The sequence below is a fragment of the Microbacterium sp. MPKO10 genome (genome assembly GCF_026107415.2).
Taxonomy (GTDB): Bacteria; Actinomycetota; Actinomycetes; order Actinomycetales; family Microbacteriaceae; genus Paramicrobacterium.
In genome coordinates this window covers 42,137-67,947 of sequence record NZ_JAPCHX010000002.1, presented here as the reverse complement: position 1 = coordinate 67,947, position 25,811 = coordinate 42,137, and the positions used below count along the sequence as shown (strand labels likewise).

Sequence of the window (25,811 nt, the reverse complement as noted above, 5' to 3'; positions counted from 1 at the left end):
CCAGCCTATTCCTCTGCGCCCGAGCTGTTTTCCGCGCAGTTTTCCGCGCAGTTTTCCGCGCCGTCACCCGCGCGCACACGTGCGATGCGCACCGTGCGCGGCTCGTCACGCTCCTCGGCAGCCGTGCCCGCGTCGGCGGCCGACCCAGCGCTGCCCATCGGCCGCTCGATCTCCACGTCGAGCCACGACTCGGCAATGCCCTCCAGCATCCCGCGCCCCCACTCGACGATAACGACGCTGCTCTCGAAGTCGATGTCGAGGTCGTCCAGCTCCAGCGGGTCGCTCAGCCGGTACGCGTCGACGTGCACAAGCGGCGCCCCTCCGACCAGGCTCGGGTGCGTTCGTGCAAGCACGAACGTGGGACTCGTGACCGGCCCCCGCACGCCGAGCCCCTCACCGATTCCGCGCGTGAGTGTCGTCTTGCCCGCCCCGAGAGGCCCGGTGAGAACGAGCAGATCGCCGGCGTGCAGCATCCGGCCAAGCTCGACGCCGAGGTCGTGCATCTCGTCCGGCGTCGCGCAGACGATCGTCGAGGGGACGTCGATCATGCGCCCTCATAGCGACGCACGACACGGGACCCGAGGCGCGTGACGATCTCGTAGTTGATGGTGGATGCGGCGTTCGCCCAGTCGTCCGCACTGGGCACGCCCTGGGCGGCATCGCCAAACAGCACCGCCTCGTCGCCGACTTCGACGGGCGCGTCGCCCACGTCGACGACGAACTGGTCCATCGCAACGCGGCCGACATTCGCGACGATGCGACCCCGGATCGCGACGGTGCCGCCATTCGACGCCTGGCGCGGGATGCCGTCGCCGTACCCGAGCGGAATGAGGGCGAGCGTCGTCGGGGTCGACGTGCGATGGGTGAAGCCATACGAGATGCCCGCCCCGGCAGGCACTCGGCGCACCGCGGCAACCGGGGCGCGCAGCGTCATAGCGGGTCGAATGCCGAGCTGCTGACTCGTCTCGTCGTCGAACGGCGTGAGCCCATAGAGCCCGATGCCAAGACGCACCAGATTGAAGCGCGACTCGGGAATCCGCAGGGCGGCGGCCGTCGCAGCGGCATGCAGCACGTCGGGGCGCAGACCTGCCGCGCGCGCGTCAGCGACGAGGTTCTCGAACTGAGCGACCTGCGCGAGATCCTCGGCCGGAGCCGTGTTCGAGACGTGCGTCATGAGGCCGCGCACGCGCAGGACCCGCTCGGCCTCAAACTTCGCAGCGCGCGCAAACAGGGCGCCCGCGAGTTCCGGGGCGGCACCATTGCGGCTGAGCCCCGTGTCGAGTTTGATCTGCACGGGAACATCGGATGCTCTCAGGCGCCGCGCCGCGTCGGCCACGGCGTTCAGCTGCTCGATGCTCGAGACCGCCACCTCAATGTTCTGCGCGAGGGCAGCCTCGAAATCGGCATCCGGGCCGTGCAGCCAGCACAGAATGGGCGCATCGATGCCGGCGCCGCGCAGGGCACGGGCTTCGTCGATGTCCGCGGTTCCGAGCATGTCCGCGCCGGCCGCGACGAGCGTCCGGGCGACGGGAACGGCACCATGCCCATACGCATCCGCCTTGACGACGGCGAGGACGTTTGTCGCCTGCGTCGACGACCTGAGTACGCGCAGGTTCTCGGCGATCGCCGCCAGATCGACCGTCGCCTCGCGGAGCACCGTCATGACGCGTCCCCCTTCTCGGCGACGACGAAAGCCATCGCGGCTCCCCCATCGTGACTCATGCTCACGTGCAACGCCGTGATGCCGCGTTCGGTTACGGCTTCCGCCGTCGTCCCCGACAACGTGAAGAACGGGTCGCCGTCCTCAGACTTGTCGACGACGATGTCCAGCCAGCGCACGCCGTCTGAGCCGCCGAGCGCCTTGATCAGTGCTTCCTTCGCGGCGTAGCGCCCCGCAAGTGAGCGCAGGGGCAGCATCCGTTCGCGCTCAGCGAACAGGCGTTCCCGCAGACGCGGCGTCCGGTCGACGGCCCGCTCGAATCGAGCGAGGTCGACGAGATCGACGCCGATTCCCGCGATCATTGCGCACCACCTGCCGTTGACATGGCTACTCGACGGTGACGCTCTTGGCCAGGTTGCGCGGCTGATCGACGTCGAGGCCCTTCGCCGATGCGAGCTCCATGGCGAAGATCTGCGTGGGAACCACGCAGAGCAGCGGCTCGAAGAGCGGGGCGGCGAGCGGAACCCGCACCACGGTGTCGGCGTACGGCAGAACGGCGACGTCGCCCTCTTCGGCGATCGCGATGACGCGGGCGCCGCGGGCGCGGATCTCTTGAATGTTGGAGACGACCTTCGCGTGCATCGTCTGCGAACCGCGCGGGCTCGGCACGACGACGAAGACCGGCTGGCCCGGCTCGATCAGCGCGATCGGACCGTGCTTGAGCTCGCCCGCGGCGAAGCCCTCCGCGTGGATGTAGGCGAGCTCCTTGAGCTTGAGTGCACCCTCGAGAGAGATCGGGTAGCCGACGTTGCGGCCGAGGAATAGCACGGATCGTGTGTCGCTCATCCAGTGCGCCAGCTGCGCGATCTCGTCGTGCTGCTCGAGCACCTCAGCGATCTTGCCCGGGATTGCCTGGAGCTCCGTCGCGTTCTCGGCGATCTGCTCGCGTGTGAGGCTGCCACGCACGTTCGCTATGTGCAGCCCGAACAGGTACAGCGCAGTGATCTGCGCGACGAACGCCTTCGTCGAGGCTACAGCCACTTCGGGGCCCGCGTGCGTGTAGACGACAGCATCCGATTCACGTGGAATCGTGGCGCCCTGTGTGTTGCAGATGGACAGGGTCTTCGCGCCGCGTTCGGCCGCGTATTTCACCGCCATGAGGGTGTCCATCGTCTCACCGGACTGGCTGATCGACACGACGAGTGTGCTCGCATCGACGACGGGATCGCTGTAGCGGAACTCGTGGCTCAGCGCGACCTCGACGGGCAGGCGCGTCCACGCTTCAATGGCGTACTTCCCCACCATGCCGGCGTAGGAGGCCGTGCCGCACGCGACGATCACGACTCGGGACACGTCGCGGAAGAGCTCGTCGAGCCCTTCGAGCTCGGGCACATGCACGAGACCGTCGTCGCCGATGCGTGCACGGATCGTGTTGGCGACAGCATCCGGCTGTTCGCTGATCTCTTTCGCCATGAAACTCGACCATCCGCCCTTTTCGGCGGCCGAGGCGTCCCACTGCACTTCGAAGGGCGTGGACTGCACAGGGTTGCCGGCGAAGTCGGTGACGTCGACGCTGTCCGGGGTGATCGCGACCATCTCGCCCTCGCCCACGGCGAGCGCGAAGCGCGTGTACTCGACGAACGCGGCGACGTCGGAGCCGAGGAAGTTCTCGTTCTGGCCGAGGCCAATCACGAGCGGCGAGTTCTGGCGGGCGCCCACGACGAGGTTCGGCTCGTCCTGGTGCACGGCAAGCAGTGTGAACGCGCCGTCGAGTTTGACGACCACGCGCTGGAAGGCCTGACGCAGGTCACCGGTCTCTGCATATTCGCGACCGAGCAGAATGGCCGCCGCTTCGGTGTCAGTCTCACTCGAGAAGGTGTATCCCTGATTCTCGAGCTCGTCGCGAATCGCCGCAAAGTTCTCGATGATCCCGTTGTGAATGACGGCGAGCTTGCCGTCGGCGCTGAGGTGCGGGTGAGCGTTGTCGTCTGTCGGGCCGCCGTGCGTCGCCCAACGGGTGTGCCCGATACCGGTCGCGCTCGCTGGAATCGCTGTCTCAGCGACATCGTCGGCGAGGACGGCGAGCTTGCCCGCACGCTTCCGTGTCGTGAGCGTCCCGTCTTCCCCAATGACGGCAACTCCGGCGGAGTCATACCCGCGATACTCGAGCCTTCTGAGCCCGTTCATCAAGACGTCGATGCTGTCACGGTTGCCGACGTATCCCACGATTCCACACATGGTGACAAGTTTATGGGCAGAAAGCTGAGTGCTGAGACGGGACGCGGCTCCGAATCACCGAGAGTCCGTCTCGTCGGGGACGGGAATCTCATCCGGTCGGTACTTAGGCAGCCTCGTGGCGGGGATGATCGCGATCGAGCTGATCCCGCCCAGAATCAACAGCCCGAGTTTCAGAGCGCGCAGACGAGCGTCAGCGTTGATCTCGACGGCGCGGTCCACTTCTTCTGCCGTGGCGTCTGTCGCATCGAGCACCTCGCGCAGCTGATCGTTGCTGACGAAGTTAACATCGTCAAGGTCCACCTGATCAACGAGGTTTCGCGGCAACTCAACGTTGTTCGTCACTGCCTGCCCGATATTGATGCCGAGAATGGTCACGAGCATTGCCCCTGCAAGGGCGGTGCCCACGGCCGACGCGAGATTCTGAGTCGTTCCTCGCACGGATCCGACATCACCCGCGGCTTCTTTCGGCGAGGCGGTGACGAGCACGTTGAACACGAGAGTCACCAACGCCCCCTGCCCGATGCCGAAGACGATTAGCCCCGCGATCGTGGGGATGGTCTCCCAGTTGTTCGTCACGGCGATCGCAAGCCATATGAGCGCAATCGTGGTGAGGGAAAACGAGAAAACACCGATGGTGCGCGGGGTGTATCGCTTGTAGAACCGCACGACGAGGGTGGCGACGATGAACACGGTGAGGTTGAACGGCAGCATCGCCAACGACGTATCGAGCGGTGTGCGACCTTGAACGATCTGGATGTAGAGCGGGACTGTGAAATTCAGAGCAGCTTCGAGGGCGACGACGATGAACATTGCGTAGACCGCGGCCCGCTCCTTGCCTGAGCCCAGGACGGCGAGGCTCACGAGCGGAACCTTGCTGAGCCGCGATCGACGTCGCGTCCACAGAAAGAAGCACTGCCCGAGAATGAGCCCGAACACGACCATCACAATGGCAGGCGAGAGCCCCAGCACCGAGAACGGTGCGGTCGGGCGAGCGGTGAGCACTCCCCAGGCATTGAAATTGTTGAAGCCAAGCGTCAGCAGAATGATGGCAACGCCGATGAACACAGCCCCGACCACATCGATCTGCACCGCCCGTTTACCGCGATCGCTGCGCAGGCGAAAGCTGAAGAGAAACACAGCAATCGCGAGCACGAGCACGATGATGAAAACGGGACGCCATCCGATGAACGTTCCGAGTGCGCCGCCGATCATGAAGGCGCTCACTCCAGAAATCGCACGCGCCGAGCCGAGGGATCCGATCGCCGTTGCCTGCTGGGTTCCCTTGTAGTTCTCGGCGATGAGCGCAACGAGCGCGGGCACGATGATCGCCGCGGAGGCCCCGGCGAGCGCCTGGCCTGTGATCGCCCAGCCGACGCTCGGAGACAGGAGCATCATGACCGATGAACCCGCAAAGATGACGACGACGATGCGGAAAATGAGCACCCAGCCGATGCGCTGTCCCAGCTTCGCCCCGACCATGACGAGCGCGGCAACCGCGACCCCATAGGTGACGATGGTGGAACTGACGACCGTTGGCGGCACCCCGAAGTCGTCGACCATGCCGCCGAGTGAGACAGGCAGAACCGCAACGTTGAACGACATGAGCACCTGCGCGAGAAACAGCCCCACCAGCGGCACCCATGAAGTCTTCTCTGCGGTCGTCGCCTTCTGCTCAGACATCGTGTCTGTCCCCTTCACTGTCGGAGGCGAAGATGTTCAGGCCGAGTGAGCGCGAGAGCGCCGCTGTTGCCTTCTGCCCGCGAACGCTGTTCCCCGCTGAGTCGAGTCGAGGCGAGAACGCCCCGAGCGCTCCCTTTCCCGGTGCGACAGTCACAATGCCGCCCGACACCCCTGATTTGCCGGGCAGGCCGATCTCAAACATCCATTCCCCCGAACGCTCGTAGAGCCCGCTGGTCGCCAGCACGGCGAGTGTGTCGCGGCAGACGATCGGTGACACAACCCGTTGCTTCGTCACGGGATTCACACCCCCGTCGGCAAGAGTCGCCCCCATGATTGCCAGATCCTGCGCGGTGACGCGGAGGGAGCACTGGCGGGTATAAATGTCGACGAGGCCCGTGGAGTCTCCGGTGACGCGGCCGTAGCTCTTCAACAGCTTCGCGATCGCCTCATTGCGGGTGTTGGTCTCCGATTCTGAGCGGTAAACATCTCCGTCCATCGTGAGCTGCCTGCCGGCAAATTCCGAGAGCCCGGTACGGACGTTCTCCCACTTCTCTGCGAGCGTTGCCCCGGGCATGAGCGCTGTGGTCGCAATAGCACCCGCATTCACCATGGGGTTCATCGGATGCCCATCGTTCAGCTCGATGGCCATCACTGAATTGAACGCGAGGCCCGTGTTGTTCACCCCGACGAGCCGGCCCACCTCGTCGTGCCCGAATTCAGCGCAGACCAGCGCATAGACAAACGCTTTTGAGACCGATTGGATGGTGAACTCGACATCGGCGTCCCCCGCCGAATGGAGGCCACCGCCAACGTCCGCGACGCAGATGCCGAATTGAGAGGGATCCACAGCTGCGAGCTCAGGAATGTAGTCGGCGACGCGTCCACCCTCATCGGCAACATTGCGCTCGTACGCCTCGGTGACGCGTTCGTCGATGCGCTGCCAGCTCGGCAGTTCACCGGTCGATACGCGCTGATCAACTCCGTCGGTGTTCGTGTCGAGCACGACTGATCCCCTCCGACGACGGACGTATCCCTGTCATGAATCCGCCGCCTTTTCGGACACTAACACCGATAGCACGCGGTGAATAGGGTCAGCTCCACCAGGACTCTGTAGCGCTGCCGGCACGATTCGACAGCGCAACCTGCGTAAAATGTGGTCACATGTCGCCCAGTCGCACAGCCACCGGCTCCCTTCCCGTGCACACGACCCCGTTCGTCGAGATCGACCGTGCACGATGGGCCAGTCTCGCGCCCAACATGCAGAGCCCACTGACGGATGCTGAAATCGTGCAGCTGCGCGGGCTCGGCGACCGCATGGACATCAACGAGGTCGCCGAGGTGTACCTGCCGCTCAGCCGGCTGCTGAGCCTCTATGTGGCGAACGCGAAGCGACTGCACGATTCGACGCAGCAGTTCCTCGGCGAGTCATCGGCACGCACGCCGTTCGTGATCGGCGTGGCCGGCTCGGTCGCTGCAGGTAAGTCGACGGTCTCGCGACTGCTGCGCGAACTGATGTCGCGGTGGCCGGACACTCCCCGCGTCGAGCTCATCACGACGGACGGCTTTCTCTACCCCAACGAAGAGCTCGAACGCCGCGGAATCATGCACCGCAAGGGCTTCCCCGAGGCCTACGACCGCCGGTCGCTTCTGCGCTTCATCACCGAGGTGAAGTCCGGCGCAGACGAGGTGCGCGCGCCGTTCTACTCGCACATGCAGTACAACATCGTTCCCGATGCCAGCATCGTCGTGCGGCGTCCCGACGTGCTCATCGTCGAGGGGCTCAATGTGCTGCAGCCGGCCGTCGCCGGGCACCTCACCATCGCCGATCTCTTCGACTTCAGCGTCTACGTCGATGCCCGCACAGACGACATCGCGCACTGGTTCGAAGAGCGGTTCCTCGCGTTGCAGCAGGGTGCATTCGCGAACCCAAACTCATATTTCAACGTTTTCGCCGATCTGAGCGAGCAAGAAGCTCGAGAGAAGGCCCGCTACTTCTGGACCGAGGTCAACGAGCCCAACCTGCGCGAGAACATTCGTCCCACCCGGGCACGTGCCAAGCTTGTGCTGCGCAAAGAGAGCGATCACACAGTCTCCAAGGTGCTGCTGCGCAAGATCTGACCTGAGCATTCGGCGCATCTCCAGCATCCGCGCCTAGCCTGGCGACCATGACGTACCAGACCGAGATCTCTCGCGATATCGTCAGCGCAGAGAATCCCGACCGCTGGGTGCGACGTCTGATGCGTCGCATCCGCGCCTGGCTCGTGACGCACCCGCGCCTGCAACGCACCTACCGTGTGACGGTGGGCACGCTCGGCACCGTCATCGCGCTTCTCGGTCTGATTCTCATTCCTCTCCCGGGACCGGGCTGGCTCATTGTCTTTCTTGGGCTCGCGATTCTTGGCACCGAATTCCGATGGGCACGGCGTCTCTCGGGGTGGTTGAAGCGGATGCTGTCGCGGTTCTGGGCGTGGCAGAAATCACGTCGCGCGGCTCGCGCATAAGGCTCTTCCAGCGGGGCCTTGTTGCCCCATAGGATGGTGCCCATCGTGCAACGACGCACAGACGGGAGAACCATGGACTTGACCTGGCTTGAGGAAGCACTGGGAAACATCAGCTCAGTCGTCTGGGGACCATACGTCCTCATTCCTCTGCTCATCGGAACCGGCATCTACCTGACGTTTCGTCTCGGTGGGCTGCAATTCATCAAACTCGGCGCCGCGTTGCGCCTCGGCATCCTCAAGCGCAAAGATGCCGGAAGTGAAGGCGATATTTCGCAATTCCAGGCATTGACGACTGCCCTGGCCGCAACCGTCGGCACGGGAAACATCGTCGGCGTGGCAACGGCCATCGCGATCGGCGGCCCGGGCGCCCTGTTCTGGATGTGGATCACCGGCCTCGTCGGCATGGCGACGAAATACACCGAAGCGTATCTCGGTGTGCGGTTCAGAGGGACGGATGCTGCGGGCGAGAAGTCCGGCGGACCCCAGTACTATCTGGAGCGCGGAATCAAGGGCCCGTTCGGCAAGGTCCTCGGCCTCATGTTCGCCATCTTCGCCACGATCGCGTGCTTCGGCATCGGGAACATGACGCAGGGCAACTCGATCGCCTCCAACGTCGAGTCGAGCTTCAACGTGCCCACGTGGATCACCGGCGTCACGCTCACCGTCTTGGCACTGCTCGTTTTGGTCGGAGGAATCAAGGTGATCGGCCGCGTCACCGCGGGCTTCGTGCCCGTCATGATCATCTTCTACGTGGCCGCGGCACTGTACATTCTCATCGCGAACATCGGCTCGCTCCCGTCCGCGCTTGCCGAGATCTTCACCCACGCGTTTACCGGCACGAGCGCAGCGGGAGGCTTCGCGGGCTCCGCGATCATCATCGTGATTCAGTTTGGTGTCGCTCGCGGGCTCTTCTCGAACGAGTCCGGGCTTGGCTCAGCACCCATGGCCGCTGCAGCAGCCCAGACCTCGCACCCCGTGCGTCAGGGTCTCGTCTCGATGACGCAGACCTTCATCGACACGATCATCGTCGTGACGATGACCGGTCTCGTCATCGTCACGACGGGCGCGTGGAAGGCGATTGACCCCGAAACAGGCGAGCAGATCTCCGCCGCCCTGATGACGGGCGAGGCATTCACGAACGGGCTGCCCGGCGAGTGGGGTCACTGGGTCGTGACAATCGCGCTCGTGATGTTCGCGTTCTCGACGATCCTTGGCTGGTCGTACTACGGTGAGCGCAACATCGAGCGGCTCTTCGGTCGACGCGCTGTGATGCCGTTCCGCATTGTGTTTTCTCTCATCGTGTACATCGGCTGCACCGTACAGCTCGGCGTCGTGTGGGCCTTCTCCGACGTGATGAACGGGCTCATGGCACTGCCGAACCTCGTCGGTCTGCTTGTGCTCTCGGGTCTCGTCGCTCGCGAGACGAAGCACTACCTCAAGCATGACCCGAAGCTGGAGGCCTCGAAGGAGGAGATCGAAGCCTTCATGGCGGGGCGCGAGGGCTGGGACGACTGGAAGGCCGGCGACGTCGTCGGATCCAGTCGCCGCAACCTCTGACGCAACCTCATGCAACGACAGGGCCTGCATCCGCATGGATGCAGGCCCTGTCGATGTTCGCTCTCTGCCCAGCGTGAGCTTTCAGCGCAGTATGCGCCATCGGGTCAGACGATGCTGAGGTTCGTCCTCACGATCCCGGCGAGGTGATCGGCGATGCGGCCCGCCGTGTCGTGATCGGCTGCTTCCACCATCACACGAACAAGCTGCTCTGTTCCGCTCGGCCGCAGCAGGACGCGGCCGGTTTCACCCAGCTCGCCCTCAGCATCTGTGACGGCACGCAAGACGTTCTCATCCGAGTGCGCGCGGGTCTTGTCCACGTCCTTCACATTGATCATGACCTGGGGGTACACGGTCATGACGCTGGCGAGCTCTGCGAGGGTCTTGCCGGTGCGGGCCATCTCGCTGACGAGGTGTAGACCGGTCAGGATGCCGTCGCCCGTCGTCGCGAATTCGCTCATGATCACGTGGCCGGACTGCTCGCCGCCGAGGGCGTAGCCCTTCTCGTTCATCGCCTCGAGAACGTAGCGGTCGCCGACCTTTGTCTGCAGCATCTCGATGCCGTGCTCTTCCATGGCGCGACGCAGACCGAGGTTGCTCATCACTGTCGCAACGAGCGTGTCGTCGACGAGCTTGCCGCGCTCTTTCATCGACACGGCGAGGATCGCCATGATCACGTCGCCGTCGATGACTGTGCCATTCGCGTCCACGGCCAGGCAGCGGTCGGCGTCACCGTCGTGAGCGATGCCCACATCGGCGCCGAGCTCGACGACAGTGCGCGCGAGCGCATCGATGTGTGTCGACCCGACACCATCGTTGATGTTGATGCCGTCCGGGTCGTTTCCGACCACAGAGACGCGGGCGCCAGCATCCGAAAACACCTGAGGGGAGACGCCCGCGGCTGCACCGTTTGCACAGTCGATGACGACGTGCAATCCGTCGAGCGGATGCGGGAGGCTGCCGAGAAGATGAATAAGGTAGCGGTCCTCAGCGTCAGCGAACCGCTGGATCCGGCCGACGTCGGCACCCGTGGGCATGAGCTGTTCTGTGTCGAGGTGCTCCTCGATCCGCTCTTCCACGATGTCGGGCAGCTTGGTGCCGCCGTGCGCGAATATCTTGATGCCGTTGTCGGGCGCCGGGTTGTGCGACGCCGAAATCATCACACCGAAATCGGCGTCGATGCTCTGCACGAGGAAGGCAGCAGCGGGCGTCGTGATGACGCCGGCGTCCAGCACGTCGACCCCGCTCGAGGCGAGACCCGCCGAAACCGCGGCCGCGAGAAACTCTCCTGACACGCGAGGGTCGCGGGCGACGACGGCCGTCGGCCGTTTACCTTCAGCACGCCGGGCCTCAGCACTTCGGCCTTGCCCAAGCACCACTGCGGTGGCTTGGGCAAGGCCGAGAGCGAGGTCGGCTGTGAGAACACCGTTCGCGAGACCGCGAACGCCGTCAGTTCCAAACAGACGAGCCATGAAGAGCCAGACCTGTGTGTCTTAGCGCTTCGAGAACTGAGGTGCCTTACGCGCCTTCTTGAGTCCAGCCTTCTTGCGCTCCTTGACGCGAGCGTCACGCGCGAGGAATCCGGACTTCTTCAGAGTCGGGCGGTTGTTCTCGAGGTCGATCTGGTTGAGCGCACGAGCGATGCCGAGACGCAGAGCGCCGGCCTGGCCCGAGGGGCCACCACCCGAGATGCGGGCGATCACGTCGTAGCTGCCCGAGAGGTCGAGCACCGTGAACGGGTCGTTGATGAGCTGCTGGTGCAGCTTGTTCGGGAAGTAGTCGGCAAGCTCACGGCCGTTGACCGTGATGCTGCCGGAGCCGGGAACGAGGCGCACGCGGGCGATGGCCTGCTTGCGGCGTCCCACAGCTGCGCCGGGAACGGTCAGCGCGGGGCGCGGGGCTGCAGCCTCGGGTGTCGCCTCCGACTCGGTGCTGAAGTTCTGGGGGGTTTCGATGGAGTCTTCGATCTTCGCCACTGTCATGAATCCTTAGCTTTGCGGGCGCTTACTGCGCGACCTGGTCGAATGAGTACGGCTTCGGCTGCTGAGCGGCGTGCGGGTGCTCGCTGCCTGCGTACACCTTGAGCTTGCCCAGCTGAGCACGACCGAGCGAGTTCTTCGGGAGCATCCCGCGAACTGCCTTTTCGACGGCGCGAACAGGGTTCTTCTCGAGGAGTTCGCCGTAGCTCATGGAGGAGAGACCGCCCGGGTAGCCCGAGTGGCGGTAGGCGCGCTTCTTCTGAAGCTTGTCGCCGCTGAGGGCGACCTTGGCGGCGTTGACGATGATGACGAAGTCACCGGTGTCGAGGTGGTTGACGAATGTCGGCTTGTGCTTGCCGCGAAGAAGAACGGCAGTGTGGCTTGCCAGACGGCCGAGAACGACATCTTCAGCGTCGATGACGATCCAGTCACGCTGGATCTCACTGGCCTTGGGAGAGTAAGTGCGCGTCACAGTAGTGCTGCTTTCCTAATCGTTAGTTGGACGTTCGTGAATCCCGCTCCGTTGGGCGTTCACGTGACGTGAACTCCGCAGGTGGAGGGCTCAACTACGGGTGCGAGCCAGAAAACGGGCACAGCACCAACGAGCTATGCTACGCGACGCCGGTCAGCCGGTCAATTCGCAGGGCCTGGATGCTGTCGCAGACAACACGCTGTCACTCACGAGATTATACCGGGATGCTGTCGCACGCACTGCCCTGCCCCACAAAGCACAACGCACAGACCCGATGCCGGATCGAACACTACTCGCGCGCGGTGTCGCCCGCGTTGCCGACGTGAATATGGCGTCCGCACTCCACCATCTGTCCGGCCAGAAGCGTGCGACAGCGGCATTCGGACGTCGCTCCTCGCTCCGTCTTTAAACGAGGTTCCTCGAGCCAGCAGCTCAGTCGAGTGACCGTTTGGCGCGCGTGAGTTCAGCACGCGCGGCAAGCAGGTCATCTTCCGGGTAACCGACCTGCACGAGAACCAGCCCGTGTGCCGGCATCACCGCGAACGCGCTCGTCCGCTCGCCCGCATCTCTGAGCCGCACGAGATCGTCTGCGCTGAGCCGCCCCTCACCGACGGCGACGCAGGCACCCGTCAGCGAACGGACCATGCTGTGACAGAAGGCATCGGCCTTCACCTCGGCGACGACGTGGCCCGCAGCATCCCGGATCCACCGAAAATCCTGCAGCGTGCGAATCGTCGTGGCCCCCTCGCGCGGCTTGCAGTAGGCACCGAAGTCGTGCAACCCGACGAGTTCACGGGCCGCGGCATCCATTGCCTCGACATTGAGGGTTCCCGGATGCCAGACAACGGTGCTGCGCTCAAGCGGGTTCCGTCCGGTGACATCGTCGGCGATCCGATACGCGTACCGACGCCACGACGCCGAGAACCGCGCGTCAAACCCGTCGGGAGCCTCGCGCGCCGCCGTGACCACGACATCGGAGCGTCGACCGAGAACACCGTTGATGCGACGCGCGAAGACCTCACCGGGACTCTGCGGCACAGCATCCCGCCGCTTCTGCCGGGTCAACGCTTCGACGTGCCGCTCGAGCAGATCGACATGGGCCACTTGACCCGTCGCGTGAACCCCGGCATCGGTGCGTCCGGCGACGGTCAGCCCTGGCTCATCCCCGCGACGGCCGAAGACGCGCGCGATGGCGTCTTCCAGCGCCCCCTGCACGGTGCGCAGCTCCGGCTGTCTCGCCCACCCGGAGAAGTCCGTTCCGTCGTACGCGATGTCGAGCCGGAATCGTGTGGCAGGCGGATGCTGGTCGGTCACGGCGCTCAGTCTATCGACGCCGCATCACCAGGACGTGCCCGGCGATGGCCGGGTGACCTGTTCGTCATGAGCCACGTCGAAACGTCGCGGTCTCTGCATGGCTTTCGCACGACGAGCGATCAGAAACGCGCGATCGCCTCATCGAGAAGCCGGAGACCGTGCTCCTCAAAATCCGCATCGCCGACCTGGAACGCCCAGCAGGCGGTTCCGATCGCCTCACGCAGCAGATCCATCGGCCAGACGAACTCGTCGCGCGGGTCCCGACCGAAGCCCGCCACAAAGGCGTCCTCTAATACCGGATTCTCACGCCACTGCTTTTCAGCGATGCGGCACAGGTCCGTCGCGGGCGGCCGGAAGGCAAAGCGCCCGAAATCAATGACGCGCAGCCAGCCGTTGTCGATCAGCCAATTGCGCGGCTGCCAGTCACCATGCGTGGGCACAACCGTGATCGGCATCGGACGATACGACGAGAGGATGCTGCGAGCCTCCGCCTCGACATCGGGAGCGATGCGGTGCTCACCATCGAGCCAGCGCACGGCACGATCGGTGACACGAATCTCGTAGTCGTCATCAACACGCGACTCCTGCCCGTGCAGTTCGCGGAGCACCGCCCCCGCCTGCGCATAGACATCAGGGTCGAACTCAGAGACCGTCCCGTCGATCAGGTTCCCGTGCTGATACGAGAGGATGAGCGTGTTCGCCGTGCGGTCAGCGGCGATGAGCCTCCCCGTGCGGTTGCTGCCAACCAGCGGGGACGTGTACGACTCATTCGCCGTAATTTCCCGCCCAATATGATGATTGCCCGGACCAGCCGTCTTCACAATCACATCGCGATCGCCGTCACGAACCCAGAGGACGGCCGTATCGACGAGTCCCCACGACAGATCGTCGACAAGCACGGGTGCGCTCAGGTGCTGCTCGACGAAGCGAGCGGGTGCCGTCTCGAGAAGTCCGTGATGCCAGGTGTCCATCGCATCAGGCTAGAGCACAGCAACATCGGTTCTCATGCGCCACTCACTCTCGAGAGATATCCTCGATCGGTTCCATGGTGACAACAGCTTCCGCCCTCTCTCAGCCCGCCGCCCGCATCCACTATGCGGGACTCGACGGGCTGCGCGCGCTTGCCGTGGCCGGGGTGCTCGTCTACCATCTGTTCCCCGGAGCGCTTCCCGGCGGCTTCATCGGTGTTGACGTGTTCTTCGTCATCTCGGGTTTTCTCATCACCAGTTTGCTCATCCGCGAGCGCGACACACAGGGCCGTGTCAGCCTGCGCGGTTTCTGGACGCGGCGAGCGCGCCGCATCCTCCCCGCCCTGGTTCTCGTCGTCACCGCCTCGACAACTGCCGCCCTGCTCATCGGCGGCGATGTGCTCGTCCGCATCGGCAGACAGATATTCGGCGCAGCAACGTTCAGCTACAACTGGGTCGAGATCGTGTCGGGCGGTTCCTACTTCGACGCCCTCTCCCCCGAGATGTTCCGCACCCTGTGGTCACTCGCTGTTGAGGAGCAGTTCTACATCGTCTGGCCGCTGCTGCTTCTCGCTCTGCTGCTTCTGCCGTCGCGGTGGCTTCGCGCGGGTGTTCTCGTGGCAGCATCCATCGGCTCGGCACTCTGGATGAGCACGCTCTTCATCTCGGGGAGCGACGCCACCCGCGTCTATTACGGAACCGACACGCATGCATTCGGACTCTTGCTGGGCGCTGCACTCGCCGTCCTTCTCGAGGGGCGTCTCGGCGCGGGACTGCCGAAACGCAACGGCCCGGTGATCCGCGGCTCATTCGACGTCGCCGGTTCGCTCGCGCTCATCGGGGTCGCGGTGCTGACTTTCTCACTGGGAGACGGTGACGACGCGACATACCGGGGAGGCCTCGCGCTCGCGTCGCTTTTGACCGTGATCGTGATCGCCGCCGCGATCCGCCCGGGGTCGCTGCTCGGTTCGAGGCTCGATGCCGGTGCCCTGCGCTGGCTGGGCCGCCGCTCATACGGTGTCTATCTCTGGCATTGGCCCGTCTTCACGTTGGCACTCGCCTGGGGCGGCTCATCGGCATCGGGAGCGCCGCCAATCAGCATCTCACTCCTCGCGATCGTCGTGACGCTCCTGGCCTCGGAACTGTCGTTCCGGTACGTCGAGACTCCCGTGCGACGTCGCGGATTCCGCGACTGCGGCCGCGCACTTCTGGGGGCGTTCCGGCGCAGTGTTCCGCGCGCGGGACTCGCCACGGCAATCATTGCCGTGACCGTCGTGCTCATCGGGTCAACGGGCACGGCCATGGCCGTCGCCCCGCAGAAGTCATCGGTCGAGACGCTCATCGCGAATGCACAGAAAGCCTCGGAGGCCAAGGGCTCGAAACCGGATCCGTCGGAGTCGCCCACGTCGACAATCACCGGCGAGAACATCACCGCGGTCGGCGACTCCGTCATGCTGGCCGCGGCACCCGCCCTCGAGGACGCGTTGCCCGGCATCGCCATCGATGCAGCCGTCTCTCGGTCCATGTACACGGCACCGGGGATTCTCGAGGGGCTGAAGAGCGAGGGGCAGCTGCGCAGCACCGTCGTCATCGGGCTCGGAACGAACGGTCCCGTCGATCCAGCCACCCTCGACCAGATCATGGACGTCATCGGCCCGGACCGTCACCTCATTCTGGTCAACGCCTATGCGCCACGCGACTGGATCGACGGAGTGAACGCCGACCTCGATGCGTTCGCGGCTCGACACCGGACCTCGGTCGTGGCGGATTGGAGAGACGCGATCGATCCGCGCGCCGATGAGCTGCTCGCCGCCGATCACATCCACCCCGGCTACGACGGCGGCGTCCTGTATGCCGAGGCGATCACGCACTCACTGCAGGTGCTCGCCGATCTCCCACCAGCGGTGACCGAGCAGCACGGCTATAACCTGCCGGTCGTGCGCTGACCAGCATCCGGCTGGCTAGACCTCAAGAACGTACGAGAATGTGCGGCCTCCGGCGACGAAGCCCATCCGCTCGTAGAGGGTGTTCGCGCCCGTCGGACTCTCGGAGTCCACATCGAGTGTCGCGCGCTCGATTCCCGCATCGCGCAGGCTCTGCAGCGCCTCGGTGATGATCGCCGGGGCAAGCTTCTCTCCGCGATGATCGCGCACCACCCCGATGTACTCGATATACGCCTTGGAATACCCTGCCGACTCCCAGTCGCGCTTGTTTACCGAGATGAGTGCGAACGCGACGACGCGCGGCTCGTCAGCATCCGTCTTCTCGATCGCCACGCGGCTGAGATCGCCCCGGAACTCGGGTGCCGAGGTCATGTGCTCCCAGCGCTCGCGCGTGGTTGGCTGGCTGCCCCAGTGGTCACGGAATGCATCGTTGCGGGCGAGTCGCGCCGACTCAACGAGCGCATCCGTCAGCGGTACGATGCGGACGTCTGCCAGAGTCTCGACAGTCTCGACGGGGTCGGCTAGGCGGCGCTCCATCTCGGTGAAATACCGGGTCAGCGTGAACCCGGCTCGCTCGCTGAGGTGCTGACCCGCGATGTTTCCCTGTTCCTGGTCAACCATGATCCAACCCGGCAGGGCGTGCGGCGACCGGGCGAGAATCTGCAGGGCACGGTCTCGCTGCCAGGCCAGCAGCTGGCGCCCGATGCCGCGGCCACGCCACTCGGGGTGCACCGTGCCCTCCAGGTATACCTGCACGCGCGTCGACTGGGCCTGTGCCTCAGCGACGATGCCCGCCGTGATGAGCACACCAGAGGCGCTCTCGCCCACAAGTGTGTCGTCGGCCATGATGAGCATCGACGATCTGAGGGCGTTCTCGATCTGCGCGCGTGTGGTTGTGGATGCCGGATGATCGACGTGATCCGCAGCATCCATCAGCACCATCATGGCGTCGAGGTCGTCGAGCGTCGCGGGCCTCCAGCAGGCGATATCCGGATGCTGTGGGAGCTCGAGTTCCGGTGCGGCGACACGGTCGCGAAGCGGGGCGGCGGAGTCTGTCATGCCTTCAGTTTATCGAGCGGGTTCAGCCGAGCGTGGCCGGCCTGACGGCCTCGACCCCGCGCACGTGCGTGTCGAGGAATCCGAGGAACGTCTCATACCAGACCTGCGCATTTCCGCGCCCGAGGATCCAATGGCCCTCGTCAGGAAAGTACAGGTACCGGTGCTGCGTGTGACCGTCTGCATCGCGCGGCGTCGCCGAATGGGTGAGCAGGTCGTACCAGAGCTGCTGGCCCTGAGCGATCGGCACCCGATAGTCGCGGTCACCGTGTATGACGAGCATGGGCACCTGGATGTCTGCAACGAACCGGTGGGGCGAGTACTGCTCGTTCTGCACCCGCATCGGCTCGTCCCAGCCGTCGTTGTCCGTCGTCGATCCCATCGACTCGGTGTTCCAGAGCGAGGCGTGCGTGACGATGCAGCGAAACCGCGTTCCGGTGTGGCCGGCCACCCAGTTCGCCATGTAACCGCCGTAGCTGCTGGCCGCGGTCGATCATGCGCTGACCATAGCCGGTCGAAATCGCCGGGTCCGGAAGCAGCACGGCGTAGCCGGCGGCGACAAACGGGTTCGGGTTCCACCGGTAGGTCCAGGCGTTCCACGACCCCCACGGCCCGCCATGGGCGAAGACGACAAGCGGATGCGGCCCGTCGCCGCTCGGCACGCGCAACCACGCGCGCACCATCGTTCCGTCGTCTGCGGTCGCCGTGATCTCGCGCAGTTCCCCCGGAGCATCGAGCGTGTGCGCCGGGTTCGGCAGATCTGTCACGGCACCCGTTGACGGGTCGATCGCCACGGGATGCGGGGCGACATCGACAGCCGAGGCAACGGCGACAAGGCGATCCCCGTGCACCACGAGACCGCCGAATGCGCGCTTCTGCTCTGGCCCTCCCGCCAGGCGGTGCGGCTGGGAGTCCTGAAGCCCACCGATCCACACCGAACCGCGCCCGGAATCGTCACTCACCGCGACGATCGTCGTGTCGTCGAGCCACACCGGGTTCGCCCAGAAGTCGTGTTCCGGCCACAGCTCCGAGACCGCGCCCGTCGTCAGGTCGAGCAGCTGAAGGCGAGCGCTGAGGCTCTGCTCGGCCGTCCAGTTCGTGAAGCGCCCGATCACGGCACGTGTGCCATCTGGCGAGATCGGCCCTGCCTCCACCTCGTCACGCCCCTTCGGATCTGCGTCGACAAGCAGTCGCGGCTCACCACCGCGCAGGTCGATCCGCCACACCTGCTGAGCCATGAGCTTCGCCGGGATGCTGATCTGCAGCGACGCGAGGGCGAACGACCCGTCATCGGCGAGCGTCCAGTCGGTCAGGCGCCCGGCGGGCATCCGCGCATACTCGAAGGTGAGCGGCTGGGGCGCCGACTCGTCGTCGGATTCCGGCGTCGGAGCGGGGCGGGTGGTTGCCGCGTCGAGATCGGCGGGAAGGGTCGCCACCGCGAGCGTGCTCCGCGTCGGCCCCAGATCACTGTCCCAATACCGCGTCGGGAACCCTGCGTGCAGCGCCGCCGACACCTTCGCGTCGGTGCGGGTCTTCGACAGATCGGCGTGCTCTTTCTCTGTCGTCGCCTGCGAGTGCACGGCGAGTTCCGCCACAACCACGCCCGCCGCAGTCCGCAGCGAACCGAAACCGCCGGGGCGCGTCGCGAGCTGCCGCGCCTCACCGCGCGGCGGGAGGCACCAGACGGAGCCGTCTTTCGCCTCGGAGTTATCTTCGCCCACACGCTTCGACACGAACAGAACGTGCCCGTCGTCGGTGATCGCGGGCGAGGATGCTGACACGTCACCGCGCGTGAGCCGCGGTGCTCCGTCGTCCGTCAGCTCCGCAAGCGCTGAGACGTACGCGTTGCCCTCGGCGGTGGGGGTGGAGATGGATGCGACGAGGTGACCGGCCCGTGTGGCCGTGAGTCCGTTCAGTCGCGTGGCGTCCAGAAGTTCGGTAATCGCGTTGTCAGTCACCTGGCCGAGTCTAACCGCGGAGATAACCATACGGGTCACGGCCCTCACGGCGAAGGCCCCCGAGAATCGTGAGATTCTCGGGGGCCTTCAGCGCAGGATGCTGCTTACTTGGCGTCGTCCTCGGACTCTGCCGTCTCGTCAGCTGCGTCCTCGGCGGGAGCGTCTTCAGCGGAAGCCTCGGGAGCGTCCTCTGCTGCCTCTGTCGACTCCTCAGCGGTGTCCTCGGCGGGAGCATCCGTGGTCTCCTCTTCCGGAGTCTCCTCGGGTGTCTCGTCCGCGGGCTCTTCAGCCTTCGGCGCTTCAGCGGCCGCCGTCTTCTTGGCCGGCTTCGCCTTCGGCGTGACGGGCTCGAGAACGAGCTCGATCACGGCCATGGGAGCGTTGTCGCCCTTGCGGTTGCCGATCTTCGTGATGCGTGTGTAGCCACCCTCGCGCTCGGCGACGAGCGGCGCGATCTGCGTGAACAGCTCGTGCACGACGGTCTTGTCGCCGATCGTCGACAGCACGCGACGGCGCGAGTGCAAGTCACCGCGCTTCGCGAACGTGACGAGACGCTCGGCGAACGGACGCAGGCGCTTGGCCTTGGTCTCGGTCGTGGTGATGCTCTTGTGGGTGAACAGGGCCGCAGAGAGGTTGGCGAGCATCAGACGCTGGTGCGCTGCGCTGCCTCCGAGGCGGGGTCCCTTGGTGGGCTTAGGCATTGTCGTGTTTCTCCAGATTGATCTCGGACCGTCTTACGACTGACCGTCAGTTGTTCTCGTCTTCGTAGCCCGAGTAGAAGTGTGCGCCGTCGAACCCGGGAACCGAGTCCTTGAGCGACAGCCCCATCTCGACGAGCTTGTCGCGAACCTCGTCCACCGACTTCTGACCGAAGTTGCGGATGTTCATGAGCTGCGTCTCGCTGAGGGCGACAAGCTCGGAAACCGTGTTGATTCCCTCACGCTTGAGGCAGTTGTACGAACGAACCGACAGGTCGAGGTCTTCGATCGGGACAGACAGCTCGCTCGAGAGCACGGTCTCGGCCGGAGCCGCACCGAGTTCGATTCCCTCAGCCTGGTTGTTGAGCTCCTTCGCGAGACCGAACAGCTCGACGAGCGTGCTTCCGGCCGATGCGATGGCGTCGCGCGGCGTGATGGCCTGCTTGGTCTCGACGTCGACGACGAGGCGGTCGAAGTCGGTGCGCTCACCGGCACGCGTCGCCTCGACGCGGTAGGTGACCTTGAGGACCGGCGAGTAGATCGAGTCGACGGGGATCTGTCCGGCTTCAGAGAACTCGTTGCGGTTCTGCGTGGCCGAGACGTAGCCGCGGCCGCGCTCGATCGTGAGCTCGAGCTCGAACTTCGCCTCTTCGTTCAGCGTGGCGATCACGAGTTCGGGGTTGTGCACCTCGACACCGGCGGGAGCCGAGATGTCGGCAGCCGTGACCTGGCCGGAGCCGGTCTTGCGCAGGTACGCGGTGATCGGCTCATCGTGCTCGCTCGAGACGACGAGACCCTTGACGTTGAGGATGATCTCGGTGACGTCTTCCTTCACACCGGGAATGGTGCTGAACTCGTGAAGCACGCCGTCGATGCGGACGCTGGTGACAGCGGCGCCGGGGATCGACGAGAGAAGTGTGCGACGAAGCGAGTTGCCGAGTGTGTAACCGAAGCCGGGCTCAAGCGGCTCGATGACGAAACGACTGCGGAACTCCGAGATGTTCTCCTCGGTGAGCGATGGACGCTGTGCAATCAGCACTATGTATTCCTTTCGGCTAAGTGTCCGCTATATGACACTTGCGTTGACGGGATATTGAGTTGTGTTAACCCCAAGAATCGAGCCGGGGTTATCCGGCCCGATCTCGGGTGAGAAGTGCTTAGACGCGACGACGCTTCGGCGGGCGGCATCCGTTGTGCGCCTGCGGGGTGACGTCGTTGATCGATCCGACCTCGAGGCCGGCGGCCTGCAGCGAACGGATCGCTGTCTCGCGACCGGAACCCGGGCCCTTGACGAAGACGTCGACCTTCTTCATGCCGTGCTCCTGCGCCTGACGCGCGGCGGCCTCTGCGGCCATCTGAGCGGCGAACGGTGTCGACTTACGCGATCCCTTGAAGCCGACTCCACCGGACGAAGCCCAGCTGATGACGGCGCCAGAGGCGTCGGTGACCGAAACGATTGTGTTGTTGAACGTCGACTTGATGTGGGCCTGGCCCTGGACGACGTTTTTCTTTTCTTTCTTACGCGGCTTGCGGACGGCCGACTTGGGTGCTGCCATTGATATTCTCCTGAATCCTTGAGGCGAGTCTCGACCTAGCGAGCCTTCTTCTTGCCGGCGACAGTGCGCTTCGGGCCCTTGCGGGTGCGCGCGTTGGTCTTGGTGCGCTGGCCGTGAACCGGAAGACCGCGGCGGTGGCGGATGCCCTGGTACGAGCCGATCTCGACCTTGCGGCGGATGTCAGCGGCTACCTCACGGCGAAGGTCACCCTCGACCTGGAAGTTGCCCTCGATGTAATCGCGAAGGGCGACCAGCTGGTCGTCGGTGAGGTCCTTGACGCGAATGTTTCCGTCAATGTCGGTGTCGGCGAGGGCTTTGAGCGCCCGGGTGCGGCCGACACCATAGATGTACGTCAGTGCGACTTCCACGCGCTTTTCGCGGGGAATGTCTACGCCGGCGAGACGTGCCATGGTGGCTTCTCCTAGGAGTAAGTGGAGGTATGGAGCAGATCCGGTGCCAGAGCCTCCGACCCTGGGTGTCCCCCGGTGAGCGAAAGCCGCTCGGCCGGGTTCTGGAACTGCCTGTTCTGTTCTGTTGTCGTGGTGCGGCCGTGGCCGCGACTGCTAGCCCTGACGCTGCTTGTGGCGCGGGTTGCTCTTGCAGATGACCATGACGCGCCCGTGGCGGCGGATCACCTTGCAGTGATCGCAGACCTTCTTGACGCTGGGATGGACCTTCATGTTTTTCCTTCGATTCGCTGTCCTCGTGAAGAGCCGCGCGCCGCGAAGCGCGTGGAGGCTCAACCGTTACTTACAGCGCGACTTACTTGTAGCGGTAGACGATCCGGCCGCGGGTCAGGTCGTAGGGGGTCAGTTCCACGATCACGCGGTCCTCCGGGAGGATGCGGATGTAGTGCTGGCGCATCTTGCCCGAAATGTGGGCAAGAACTTTGTGACCATTACTCAGCTCAACGCGGAACATCGCGTTGGGCAGCGCTTCGATCACGGCTCCTTCGATCTCGATGACACCGTCTTTTTTGGCCATAGCCTCACTGTCGCTCAGGTTCGTCGCACTGGTCGTGCGTTGGATTTCGGTGCGGACGGCATCGCCAGTGGCGTGCACAATGCACCAACGAATTATCTTATGCGATAAAGCTCTGCTTCGCCAGTCGAGATTCTGCTATCGGCGCGTCACGGCGTGAACTTCTCGGCAGACACGATCGAAAAGCGGATGCTGCCGGTCGAGGCCCGTCACCTGCTCGGTGAACTCCTCGGGCTCGAGTGTCTCAAGAAGCTCTTCCATCTCTTGACTCTGCTCGTCATCGGCGACGTGGAACTGCAATGCGGCCCCGATCGCGTCGATCAGCGCATCGCAGGATCCGCCATGCTCGGCGATTGATGCCGCCGGGCCGATGAAGCGCTCATGCCGGCTGAGCTTGCGCAGCGGCTGCCGGCCGACGCGCTGCACGGTATCGGGAAGATGGTCGTTCGTGAAGCGCGACAGGATCGTCTCGCGATAGGCCGTCTGCTCCGCGGGGTCGAGGTCGTGTACATCAACGAGGTACGCCGACGTCTCTTCAAGCACGCGACTCACCTTCTCGTGCACGAGCGGGTCGGCCGCGGCATCCGCAATCTTCTCGTGCCCGGCGAGGAAGCCAACGTATGCGGTCGTTGCATGCCCGGTGTTCACGGTGAACAGCTTGCGCTCGATGTACGGGGCGAGACGGTCGACGAAGTGTGCTCCGGGCAGCACTGGCTCGGCGCCGCCGAATGGGCCGCGTTCGATGACCCATTCGTGAAACGCCTCGACGGTGACATCGATGCCTGCGTCCGGGGCCTGCGCCGGGACGATGCGGTCGACGGCGGTGTTGGCGAAGACGGCGCGCGGGGCGAGAAGCTCCCAGTCGGCCCCCGCGTTCTCTTCGATGTGCCCGCGCAGCGTGTCTGTCGCACCGATCGCGTTCTCGCACGCCAGAACCGCGACAGGGGAGCTCTCGGCGGCGCGCGCTGCGAGTCCCTTCGCGATCGCCGGGGCGATGAACCGCAGAACGTTCGGACCCACTGCCGTGGTGATGATGTCGGCATCGGCGAGCTCGGAGATAAGCCGTTCTTCGTCCTCCGCCGAGTTCACGGCGGTGAAGGCGGTCACGACGTGATCTTCGGCGCCCTCACCGACCTCATGCACGGTGTAGCTGTCGGCAGCCTGAAGGGCCTGGATGAGTTCCGGGTTCACGTCGGAGAAGACAACATCGTATCCGGCGTCGTGCAGCAGCAGGCCGATGAACCCGCGGCCGATGTTTCCCGCTCCGAAGTGAACAGCTTTCATTGGTCGTTGACCTCCTCGAGCACGCCGTAGAGCGCCTCAGCATCCGCTGCGTCGATCAGTTGCTGCACGGACTCCTCTTCAGAGAACACGATCGCGATCTTCGAGAGGATCTCGAGGTGCTCGTTCTCGACGCCGGCAATGCCGACGACGAAACGCACCTCGTCACCGCCCCAATCGATGGGGGTCGCGTAACGAATGAACGACAACGCGGACGACTTGATCTCGTCTTTCGCCTCGTTCGTGCCGTGCGGAATCGCCAGGTAGTTGCCCATGTACGTCGACACGGTCTCTTCGCGATCGCGCATCGCTGTGACGTACGCTTCCGTGACGGCACCGGCGTTCACGAGCACACGGCCCGCTTCGGCGATCGCCTCGTCCCTGGTCGTCGCGTTGCCTGACGCCACAATGTTGCCCACTGTGAGAATCTCGGCGCTCATTCGTTCTCCCCCTCTGTCTCGTTGCTCTCGGTCACCCGCTGCACGACCTCGTCGTACTTCGGGCTGTTCATGAAGTTGTCAACGGACACATGGATGGAGTTCGGCGACTTCTGCTGTGCTCGCTCGGTGAGCTCATGCTGCGTCACGATCAGGTCAGCGTCTCCCGTGAGGTTCGCGATCGCCTGGTTCGTGACTTTCACATCCGTGATTCCGGCCTTCTTGAGCTTGTTGCGCAGAACGGATGCTCCCATGGCACTCGATCCCATACCGGCGTCGCAGGCGAACACAATGTTGCTGATCGGCCCGGTGACCGTCGTCGTTGCGCCCTCGGTCTGCTCGGCAGCATCCGTCTCTGTTCCCATCGTGCCGAGCACGCTGGACTTCTTGCCCTTGTTCGCCTCGGTCTTTGCGATCGCGTCGCTGAGGTCACCCGCGTTCTCGTTCTCGAGGTCGCGTTTGCGTGAGGCGCGCAGGATGATCGCGGAGATGACGAATGACACGGCGGCCGCACCGATGACCGAGAGGATCACGCCGACATAGCTGTCTGGTGCTGTTTGAATGAGCACGGCGATGATGCTGCCCGGGGATGCTGGGGCGCGCAGCCCCGTCTGGAACGCCGCGTTGATGGCGACGCCCGTCATACCACCGGCGATCGCCGCGATGATGATCATCGGCTTCATGAGCACGTACGGGAAGTAGATCTCGTGGATGCCGCCGAAGAACTGGATGATCGCGGCGCCCGGTGCACTGGCCTTCGACATGCCGACGCCGAAGAACATGAACGCGAGCAGAATGCCGACGCCGGGGCCGGGGTTCGCCTCGATGAGGAAGAGGATCGATTTGCCCTGCTCCGTCACCTGCTCGACACCGAGCGGGGTGAACACACCGTGGTTGATGGCGTTGTTCAGGAACAGAACCTTGCCGGGCTCGACAAGGATGCTGGCGAGCGGCAGCAGGTGCAGGTTGACGAGCCAGCCGACGCCTGCCTCGAGGGCGCTGCTGAGCCCAGTGACAAGAGGCGCGATGCCGAAGAAGCCGCCGAGGGCGAGCAGACCGCCGAGGATGCCGGCCGAGAAGTTGTTCACGAGCATCTCGAAGCCGGCCTTGATCTTGCCGTCCCAGATGGAGTCCACCTGCTTCATGATCCAGGCGCCGAGCGGCCCCATGATCATGGCACCGATGAACATCGGAACATCGCTTCCGACGATGACGCCCATGGTGGCGATCACACCGACGACGCCACCGCGCACGTCATACACCATCTTGCCGCCCGTGTACGCCAACAGAAGAGGCAGCATGTAGGTGATCATCGGTCCGACCAGGCCGACGTAGGCGTTGCCGTCGGCGTCTTCGCCGAACCCGCCGAGCTGCGGAACGGGCGTCCACCCGGTCTCGATGAAGAATGCGGTGATGAGCCCCCACGCGATGAATGCGCCGATGTTGGGCATCACCATTCCGGAGAGGAACGTGCCGAACCGCTGGACGCGGACGCGCACGCCTCCCTTCTTTGCTGTTGCTGTCGTGTCGGTCAT

The 25,811-nt window shown here is 64.6% G+C and carries 27 protein-coding genes; 5 read left to right on the top strand and 22 right to left on the bottom strand.

The features are described 5' to 3' along the window. Nucleotides 1-5 precede the first annotated feature (5 nt). From tsaE to glsA, 6 genes are read right to left on the bottom strand one after another with little or no spacing between them, the layout of a single operon-like run. Nucleotides 6-548: a tRNA (adenosine(37)-N6)-threonylcarbamoyltransferase complex ATPase subunit type 1 TsaE gene (gene tsaE, locus OK352_RS04995; protein ID WP_265140349.1), complete on the bottom strand. Its 543-nt coding sequence runs from the start codon at nt 546-548 to the stop codon at nt 6-8. Next, nucleotides 545-1,663, bottom strand: a complete 1,119-nt coding sequence (gene alr / locus OK352_RS04990; protein WP_265140348.1) for an alanine racemase — start codon at nt 1,661-1,663, stop codon at nt 545-547. Before alr ends, tsaE begins: the two co-directional genes overlap by 4 nt. Further along, nucleotides 1,660-2,022 carry a holo-ACP synthase gene (locus tag OK352_RS04985; RefSeq protein ID WP_265140347.1) on the bottom strand — a complete coding sequence of 121 codons (363 nt, stop codon included), beginning with the start codon at nt 2,020-2,022 and terminating at the stop codon, nt 1,660-1,662. Before OK352_RS04985 ends, alr begins: the two co-directional genes overlap by 4 nt. Nucleotides 2,023-2,047: 25 nt before the next feature. Further along, nucleotides 2,048-3,898: a glutamine--fructose-6-phosphate transaminase (isomerizing) gene (gene glmS / locus OK352_RS04980; protein WP_265140346.1), complete on the bottom strand. Its 1,851-nt coding sequence runs from the start codon at nt 3,896-3,898 to the stop codon at nt 2,048-2,050. A gap of 54 nt (nt 3,899-3,952) precedes the next feature. After that, a complete protein-coding gene (locus OK352_RS04975; RefSeq protein WP_265140345.1) occupies nt 3,953-5,596 on the bottom strand; it encodes an MFS transporter in 1,644 nt (547 codons plus the stop codon). Beyond that, nucleotides 5,571-6,581 carry a glutaminase A gene (glsA, locus tag OK352_RS04970; RefSeq protein WP_265140344.1) on the bottom strand — a complete coding sequence of 337 codons (1,011 nt, stop codon included), beginning with the start codon at nt 6,579-6,581 and terminating at the stop codon, nt 5,571-5,573. Before glsA ends, OK352_RS04975 begins: the two co-directional genes overlap by 26 nt. 158 nt (nt 6,582-6,739) lie before the next feature. On the opposite strand from glsA, the gene coaA reads away from it, so the two are divergent. From coaA to OK352_RS04955, 3 genes are all read left to right on the top strand, one after another. Next, complete coding sequence (gene coaA / locus OK352_RS04965) at nt 6,740-7,696, top strand: type I pantothenate kinase (protein WP_265140343.1); 957 nt, start codon at nt 6,740-6,742, stop codon at nt 7,694-7,696. Nucleotides 7,697-7,743: 47 nt separating this feature from the next. After that, on the top strand, nt 7,744-8,079 hold the full coding sequence (locus tag OK352_RS04960) for a TIGR02611 family protein (RefSeq protein WP_265140342.1): 336 nt from the start codon (nt 7,744-7,746) through the stop codon (nt 8,077-8,079). 72 nt (nt 8,080-8,151) lie between these two features. Next, nucleotides 8,152-9,636, top strand: coding sequence for an alanine/glycine:cation symporter family protein (locus OK352_RS04955; RefSeq protein WP_265140822.1), 1,485 nt, complete (start codon nt 8,152-8,154; stop codon nt 9,634-9,636). Between the two features lie 104 nt (nt 9,637-9,740). Here the strand turns inward: OK352_RS04955 and glmM are convergent, their stop codons facing one another. Genes glmM through rplM form a run of 3 tightly spaced genes read right to left on the bottom strand, consistent with a single transcriptional unit; the run spans nt 9,741 to nt 12,084 of the window. Beyond that, on the bottom strand, nt 9,741-11,105 hold the full coding sequence (glmM, locus tag OK352_RS04950) for a phosphoglucosamine mutase (protein ID WP_265140341.1): 1,365 nt from the start codon (nt 11,103-11,105) through the stop codon (nt 9,741-9,743). A 21-nt stretch (nt 11,106-11,126) separates the two neighbouring features. Beyond that, the gene (rpsI, locus tag OK352_RS04945; RefSeq protein ID WP_265140821.1) at nt 11,127-11,609 is read right to left on the bottom strand and encodes a 30S ribosomal protein S9; all 483 of its coding nucleotides are present in this window, start codon (nt 11,607-11,609) and stop codon (nt 11,127-11,129) included. Nucleotides 11,610-11,637: 28 nt separating this feature from the next. Next, a complete protein-coding gene (gene rplM / locus OK352_RS04940) occupies nt 11,638-12,084 on the bottom strand; it encodes a 50S ribosomal protein L13 (protein WP_265140340.1) in 447 nt (148 codons plus the stop codon). 136 nt (nt 12,085-12,220) lie between these two features. Here rplM and OK352_RS04935 point away from each other — a divergent pair, with 136 nt between their 5' ends. Continuing rightward, on the top strand, nt 12,221-12,493 hold the full coding sequence (locus OK352_RS04935) for a hypothetical protein (protein WP_265140339.1): 273 nt from the start codon (nt 12,221-12,223) through the stop codon (nt 12,491-12,493). A 23-nt stretch (nt 12,494-12,516) separates the two neighbouring features. On the opposite strand, the gene truA is transcribed toward OK352_RS04935, so the two are convergent. After that, nucleotides 12,517-13,398, bottom strand: a complete 882-nt coding sequence (gene truA / locus OK352_RS04930) for a tRNA pseudouridine(38-40) synthase TruA (protein ID WP_265140338.1) — start codon at nt 13,396-13,398, stop codon at nt 12,517-12,519. 119 nt (nt 13,399-13,517) lie between these two features. Then, nucleotides 13,518-14,369, bottom strand: coding sequence for a phosphotransferase family protein (locus OK352_RS04925; protein ID WP_265140337.1), 852 nt, complete (start codon nt 14,367-14,369; stop codon nt 13,518-13,520). A gap of 74 nt (nt 14,370-14,443) precedes the next feature. Between OK352_RS04925 and OK352_RS04920 the strand changes: the two genes are divergently transcribed. Then, nucleotides 14,444-16,312 (top strand): acyltransferase family protein, encoded by a 1,869-nt coding sequence (locus OK352_RS04920; protein WP_265140336.1) that lies wholly within the window; start codon nt 14,444-14,446, stop codon nt 16,310-16,312. Nucleotides 16,313-16,327: 15 nt separating this feature from the next. On the opposite strand, the gene OK352_RS04915 is transcribed toward OK352_RS04920, so the two are convergent. The 11 genes from OK352_RS04915 to OK352_RS04865 all read right to left on the bottom strand — a co-directional run bounded on the left by OK352_RS04915 (nt 16,328) and on the right by OK352_RS04865 (nt 25,811). After that, the gene (locus OK352_RS04915; protein WP_265140335.1) at nt 16,328-17,368 is read right to left on the bottom strand and encodes a GNAT family N-acetyltransferase; all 1,041 of its coding nucleotides are present in this window, start codon (nt 17,366-17,368) and stop codon (nt 16,328-16,330) included. A gap of 22 nt (nt 17,369-17,390) precedes the next feature. Next, nucleotides 17,391-17,828 (bottom strand): alpha/beta hydrolase family protein, encoded by a 438-nt coding sequence (locus OK352_RS04910; RefSeq protein WP_265140334.1) that lies wholly within the window; start codon nt 17,826-17,828, stop codon nt 17,391-17,393. Between the two features lie 1,599 nt (nt 17,829-19,427). Then, complete coding sequence (gene rplQ, locus OK352_RS04905) at nt 19,428-20,024, bottom strand: 50S ribosomal protein L17 (protein ID WP_265140333.1); 597 nt, start codon at nt 20,022-20,024, stop codon at nt 19,428-19,430. Nucleotides 20,025-20,070: 46 nt separating this feature from the next. Beyond that, entirely contained in the window at nt 20,071-21,060 is a 990-nt protein-coding gene (locus tag OK352_RS04900) for a DNA-directed RNA polymerase subunit alpha (protein ID WP_166984507.1), read from the bottom strand. A 118-nt stretch (nt 21,061-21,178) separates the two neighbouring features. Beyond that, nucleotides 21,179-21,577, bottom strand: coding sequence for a 30S ribosomal protein S11 (gene rpsK, locus OK352_RS04895; protein ID WP_166984506.1), 399 nt, complete (start codon nt 21,575-21,577; stop codon nt 21,179-21,181). Between the two features lie 35 nt (nt 21,578-21,612). Beyond that, nucleotides 21,613-21,987, bottom strand: a complete 375-nt coding sequence (gene rpsM, locus OK352_RS04890) for a 30S ribosomal protein S13 (protein ID WP_265140332.1) — start codon at nt 21,985-21,987, stop codon at nt 21,613-21,615. A 153-nt stretch (nt 21,988-22,140) separates the two neighbouring features. Further along, nucleotides 22,141-22,257, bottom strand: a complete 117-nt coding sequence (gene rpmJ, locus OK352_RS04885; protein ID WP_098409041.1) for a 50S ribosomal protein L36 — start codon at nt 22,255-22,257, stop codon at nt 22,141-22,143. An 82-nt stretch (nt 22,258-22,339) separates the two neighbouring features. Further along, the gene (gene infA / locus OK352_RS04880; RefSeq protein ID WP_166984504.1) at nt 22,340-22,561 is read right to left on the bottom strand and encodes a translation initiation factor IF-1; all 222 of its coding nucleotides are present in this window, start codon (nt 22,559-22,561) and stop codon (nt 22,340-22,342) included. Between the two features lie 135 nt (nt 22,562-22,696). Continuing rightward, nucleotides 22,697-23,842, bottom strand: coding sequence for a mannitol-1-phosphate 5-dehydrogenase (locus tag OK352_RS04875; RefSeq protein ID WP_265140331.1), 1,146 nt, complete (start codon nt 23,840-23,842; stop codon nt 22,697-22,699). Next, nucleotides 23,839-24,279 (bottom strand): PTS mannitol transporter subunit IIA, encoded by a 441-nt coding sequence (locus OK352_RS04870; protein WP_265140330.1) that lies wholly within the window; start codon nt 24,277-24,279, stop codon nt 23,839-23,841. Before OK352_RS04870 ends, OK352_RS04875 begins: the two co-directional genes overlap by 4 nt. Beyond that, the gene (locus OK352_RS04865) at nt 24,276-25,811 is read right to left on the bottom strand and encodes a PTS mannitol transporter subunit IIBC (RefSeq protein ID WP_265140329.1); all 1,536 of its coding nucleotides are present in this window, start codon (nt 25,809-25,811) and stop codon (nt 24,276-24,278) included. Before OK352_RS04865 ends, OK352_RS04870 begins: the two co-directional genes overlap by 4 nt.

Excerpts from the sequence above, each read along its gene's own strand:
- tsaE (WP_265140349.1), bottom strand. The coding sequence starts at position 548 with ATGATCGACGTCCCCTCGACGATCGTCTGCGCGACGCCGGACGAGATG.
- alr (WP_265140348.1), bottom strand. The coding sequence starts at position 1,663 with ATGACGGTGCTCCGCGAGGCGACGGTCGATCTGGCGGCGATCGCCGAG.
- OK352_RS04985 (WP_265140347.1), bottom strand. The coding sequence starts at position 2,022 with ATGATCGCGGGAATCGGCGTCGATCTCGTCGACCTCGCTCGATTCGAG.
- glmS (WP_265140346.1), bottom strand. The coding sequence starts at position 3,898 with ATGTGTGGAATCGTGGGATACGTCGGCAACCGTGACAGCATCGACGTC.
- coaA (WP_265140343.1), top strand. The coding sequence starts at position 6,740 with ATGTCGCCCAGTCGCACAGCCACCGGCTCCCTTCCCGTGCACACGACC.
- OK352_RS04960 (WP_265140342.1), top strand. The coding sequence starts at position 7,744 with ATGACGTACCAGACCGAGATCTCTCGCGATATCGTCAGCGCAGAGAAT.
- OK352_RS04955 (WP_265140822.1), top strand. The coding sequence starts at position 8,152 with ATGGACTTGACCTGGCTTGAGGAAGCACTGGGAAACATCAGCTCAGTC.
- glmM (WP_265140341.1), bottom strand. The coding sequence starts at position 11,105 with ATGGCTCGTCTGTTTGGAACTGACGGCGTTCGCGGTCTCGCGAACGGT.
- OK352_RS04935 (WP_265140339.1), top strand. The coding sequence starts at position 12,221 with ATGCTACGCGACGCCGGTCAGCCGGTCAATTCGCAGGGCCTGGATGCT.
- OK352_RS04925 (WP_265140337.1), bottom strand. The coding sequence starts at position 14,369 with ATGGACACCTGGCATCACGGACTTCTCGAGACGGCACCCGCTCGCTTC.
- OK352_RS04920 (WP_265140336.1), top strand. The coding sequence starts at position 14,444 with ATGGTGACAACAGCTTCCGCCCTCTCTCAGCCCGCCGCCCGCATCCAC.
- OK352_RS04915 (WP_265140335.1), bottom strand. The coding sequence starts at position 17,368 with ATGACAGACTCCGCCGCCCCGCTTCGCGACCGTGTCGCCGCACCGGAA.
- OK352_RS04910 (WP_265140334.1), bottom strand. The coding sequence starts at position 17,828 with ATGGCGAACTGGGTGGCCGGCCACACCGGAACGCGGTTTCGCTGCATC.
- rplQ (WP_265140333.1), bottom strand. The coding sequence starts at position 20,024 with ATGCCTAAGCCCACCAAGGGACCCCGCCTCGGAGGCAGCGCAGCGCAC.
- rpsK (WP_166984506.1), bottom strand. The coding sequence starts at position 21,577 with ATGGCAGCACCCAAGTCGGCCGTCCGCAAGCCGCGTAAGAAAGAAAAG.
- rpsM (WP_265140332.1), bottom strand. The coding sequence starts at position 21,987 with ATGGCACGTCTCGCCGGCGTAGACATTCCCCGCGAAAAGCGCGTGGAA.
- rpmJ (WP_098409041.1), bottom strand. The coding sequence starts at position 22,257 with ATGAAGGTCCATCCCAGCGTCAAGAAGGTCTGCGATCACTGCAAGGTG.
- infA (WP_166984504.1), bottom strand. The coding sequence starts at position 22,561 with ATGGCCAAAAAAGACGGTGTCATCGAGATCGAAGGAGCCGTGATCGAA.
- OK352_RS04875 (WP_265140331.1), bottom strand. The coding sequence starts at position 23,842 with ATGAAAGCTGTTCACTTCGGAGCGGGAAACATCGGCCGCGGGTTCATC.
- OK352_RS04870 (WP_265140330.1), bottom strand. The coding sequence starts at position 24,279 with ATGAGCGCCGAGATTCTCACAGTGGGCAACATTGTGGCGTCAGGCAAC.
- OK352_RS04865 (WP_265140329.1), bottom strand. The coding sequence starts at position 25,811 with ATGACCGACACGACAGCAACAGCAAAGAAGGGAGGCGTGCGCGTCCGC.